Origin of the sequence: Mesorhizobium sp. M0437, from assembly GCF_040321335.1 — a bacterium.
In the GTDB taxonomy this organism is placed as follows: domain Bacteria; phylum Pseudomonadota; class Alphaproteobacteria; order Rhizobiales; family Rhizobiaceae; genus Mesorhizobium.
The window spans coordinates 1-1348 of record NZ_JAMYRK010000205.1; the positions used below are offsets into that span (position 1 = coordinate 1).

Consider the following 1348-nt stretch of genomic DNA (forward strand, 5'->3'; position numbering starts at 1 on the left):
CGCTAAGACTGCAGAGGCGCCCCACTTGAAGCCCGAATACTGCCTTCTCCCGCGAGAGCCGAAACGCCTCAAACCGGGCTATTAGCCCGGACGCGAGAAGGCCCTGGCTTCGCGTCCGGGACAGCCAGGACCACTTATCCGACGGTGAATTCTGCGCTGCCTAAGCAGTGCGGCTGCACGCCCATTTGCGATCGCGTTTGGGATCCACATTGAGGTTAACTCTGATGATCTGCCCCATCTTGTCAGAAAAAGACATTTCCCTTGACCTTGCGAGTAAAGGAAAGCAATCAGCCTTGACAAAAATCGCGATCAGGATTGCGCGGAGAACTGGGCTTGATGAGCAGATGATTCTCCGTGGTCTCTTCGACCGCGAGTGTCTCGGCTCGACGGCATCGGTCGTAGCGTCGCGATCCCTCACGCTCTGCTTGGCACGATCTCTTCGCCAGTCGTGTCTTTGACGCGCCTGGCCCAGCCCGTTGACTTCGACGGGCCCTACGACAACCAGTCGATCTCATTTAGACTGTACTCTGGCGGCGCTCTGCTACTTCCGCCTTCCTCCCTGCCCTTTCACAAAGATGCCGGCTGCTTCGAGTAGCTCATGTTCGGGAGCGACTCCGATTGGCGCGGTCAGCCGATGAGGTGTTGGCGATTGTCGAAAATGAGCCGCTTCCGGGAATTTCCACCAATTTGAATAATTCCCGTGTCCAGCCTGGCGTTGTGATGGCAGTTCAGCAATGCCTGATTCAATTGACGCGGCGCATACCGCAGTCAACTATGGGGGCTCGCTACCAGCCGATGAGGCGGCCTTCGCGGGGAATTGAAGCATCTTCGGGGTTCCTTTTCTGCGCGGTAACCCAAACAGAATGTCTGCGTCGTCACATTACTCCGAGGCCGCGTCGCGCTCCGGCAACGCGCGGTCTGGTTCCCCCGCGGGTACTGCGATCGATCAGCCCCGCATCGTTGAGCGCAGGATGGCCTGCATGTGCTCTTTCAAGTCGAGTTCGCCTCGTGCCTCAACAGTCAACAGGTACTCGGCCTTGACCCGGCGGTCGCCTCGGCTGGTCGCAGGATAGGAACAGATGGCCAGCAAGGCTTGCTCTTCAATTCCGTCTGCCATCTTGCGGTCGTGCCAGTTGCTGCCCGCTCGATGAACAACCCTGTGGAGCGCGGCATAGGCGGTTTCATGGCTTGCGATCAGCGCCTGCAGTTCGCGCGAGATACCTTCGCCTTCAGCAAACGTCGGTTCAACGACAGACGCAACGGCGGTGAACGCAAGAAGTGTACGGCGGGTGACTGCGAGCATGCCTCATATCCGTGCCGTCTGATGAGTGCGGGCACACCATAGCAC

Annotated in this window: 1 protein-coding gene; it reads right to left on the minus strand. The window is 58.8% G+C overall.

Annotation, left to right across the window (positions count from 1 at the left end):
- Nucleotides 1–946 precede the first annotated feature (946 nt).
- The gene (locus NKI72_RS34990) at nucleotides 947–1303 is read right to left on the minus strand and encodes a hypothetical protein (RefSeq protein WP_352693805.1); all 357 of its coding nucleotides are present in this window, start codon (nucleotides 1301–1303) and stop codon (nucleotides 947–949) included.
- Nucleotides 1304–1348 lie beyond the last annotated feature (45 nt).

Bases quoted from the DNA above. Each gene is read 5' to 3' on its own strand.
- NKI72_RS34990 (WP_352693805.1), bottom strand. From the start codon at position 1,303: ATGCTCGCAGTCACCCGCCGTACACTTCTTGCGTTCACCGCCGTTGCG.